The following is a 1608-nucleotide window of genomic DNA, read 5'->3' as shown; positions in this document are numbered from 1 at the left end:
GAACATTGCCAATTTTTTCCTTAAGTTCCAGTGATTGTTGATAAAATGCGATCGCCTTTTCTACATCCCCTTGATTCCCATAGATTCCTGCTAGTTGGTGCAAAGTAGCTGCTTTCCCTTGAACATTGCCAATTTTTTCCTTAAGTTCCAGTGATTGTTGATAAAATGCGATCGCCTTTTCTACATCCCCTTGATTCGCATAGATTATTGCTAGATTGTGCAAAGTAGCAGCTTTCCCTTGAACATTGCCAATTTTTTCCTCAACTTCGAGAGATTGTTGATAAAATGCGATCGCCTTTTCTACATCCCCTTGATTCGCATAGATTATTGCTAGATTGTGCAAAGTAGCAGCTTTCCCTTGAACATTGCCAATTTTTTCCTCAACTTCGAGAGATTGTTGATAAAATGCGATCGCCTCTTTGGGATTTCCCCAATCGTCCTGAATCCATCCTAATTGATATAAAGTATTTGCCTTTAAAGATATAAAATCTTCATCATCTTTCACCAAATCTAACGCTTGTTTCAAATAGTATGTTGCTGTCGAGTATTCACTCCGGCTGCGATAAGCAATTGCCAGATCATTCAAAACTCTAATGCGAGTTTTCAAATCCTCGTGAGTTTGCTCCCGCCCATTCGATGGAGTATATTCAATCAATAACCTTTTCAATAAATCGATCCGTTCCTGCTTTTCTGGCACCTCACAATTGCTAATCCCTTTGCTAGCATCCAGAGTTTGAGAAATCGCATCATCTCTAGTATTTGCAGGAGTTTTGAATACAAAAGTTCCCGAATTCCAGGCCCAGAAATCCGGCGCAAAATTAGCAACTCGCGTAATTGCATAATCTGGCAAACAAAACAGCATGAGATGCGGCACTTTAACTGGATAAGCATCTCGTACCCAATTAAAATCCACCAACATCGGCGGATATTCTCCCGTCATCCCGATCGCATTTTCCACCCCCCGCACAATGAAAATCAACTTCTTGTCTGCTTGAACCTCAACTGTTGGCAAAACCTTCAGAATTTCATCCATCAAAAAGCGCATATCAGAATCGGGAAAATCCCAAATCTCAAACTGCATATCTTGACAATCGGGATGGTTAATCAATGCCTGAATAATCGCATCTCTATCCTTCGCAAAATTACTTTGGATAAATCCCAAATCAAAGGCATTTTCGGGAACAATATCAACAAATGTCAGCAATTGGTCAAAAGATTCTTGATTGAATTCAACAATCCTTTGTCTATCTATTTCAGGGATTTCCTTGAATTGATCTAAGGGCTTGTTGGAAAGCATAACTTTGTTTTACGAGTGGGTTGACATAATTCCACCGACTACTCCCGTTGTATTCCAAGACAGAAAGATTGAATAATAAATTTTGTCCGATTTCTTCTTTATCGATATCTTTGTCGATGCAAACTCGCGCTAATATAGTATAATATTCTGGCGTAGGAGTAGACCTTTCAAAATCAAATTGCTGTTGATTTAAAGCGTAAGTGACATCTTCAGCCAAAACTTTACTGTGTTTGCGAGGGTGCATCTCACTTTGGCAAATACATCAAATTGAAAGTTGACCGTTGAGATAAGCACAGCGAAGAGAAAGGATA

At 39.2% G+C, this 1608-nt stretch carries 2 protein-coding genes; both read right to left on the bottom strand.

Features of this window, described 5'->3' with window-relative positions:
* A partial coding sequence (locus QUB52_RS20125; protein ID WP_332976249.1) for a tetratricopeptide repeat protein occupies positions 1–1297 on the bottom strand: 1297 nt, incomplete at its 3' end.
* Positions 1254–1541: a hypothetical protein gene (locus tag QUB52_RS20120; protein ID WP_332975681.1), complete on the bottom strand. Its 288-nt coding sequence runs from the start codon at positions 1539–1541 to the stop codon at positions 1254–1256. The genes QUB52_RS20125 and QUB52_RS20120, both read right to left, overlap by 44 nt.
* Between the last annotated feature and the right edge of the window lie 67 nt (positions 1542–1608).

The organism is Microcoleus sp. A6-C6, from assembly GCF_036705955.1.
Lineage (GTDB): Bacteria > Cyanobacteriota > Cyanobacteriia > Cyanobacteriales > Microcoleaceae > Microcoleus.
The sequence above is the reverse complement of the archived record's forward strand: the minus strand, read 5'-3'. Positions and strand labels throughout refer to the sequence as shown.